Source organism: Rhizobium ecuadorense (genome assembly GCF_001187535.1).
GTDB lineage: Bacteria > Pseudomonadota > Alphaproteobacteria > Rhizobiales > Rhizobiaceae > Rhizobium > Rhizobium ecuadorense.
On the sequence record NZ_LFIO01000487.1, the window covers coordinates 1 to 256 of the forward strand.

The 256-nt window shown below is 52.7% G+C and carries 1 protein-coding gene; it reads left to right on the forward strand.

Annotated elements, in window-relative coordinates; translation table 11 throughout:
- A partial coding sequence (locus tag AF337_RS44290; protein WP_082336790.1) for a phosphotyrosine protein phosphatase occupies positions 1-232 on the forward strand: 232 nt, incomplete at its 5' end.
- Positions 233-256 lie beyond the last annotated feature (24 nt).

The window sequence follows — 256 nt, forward strand, 5'->3', positions numbered from 1 at the left end:
CTCCTCGGCAGGTACGAATAAGGATGCCGAAAATCCGTTATCGAACGAGCTGGTCGAATGGGCCGATATCGTCTTTGTGATGGAGAAGGCTAACCGTGCGAAAGTCCAGAGCAAGTACCGGTCAGCTCTCAAGGACACGCGGTTGATCTGCCTTCATATTCCTGACGAATACGATTTCATGGACCCCGCGCTCGTGCAGTTGTTGAAGGCAAAGGTACCCCGGCATCTCTAAGCCCGTTCATGCGACCGTAAAATC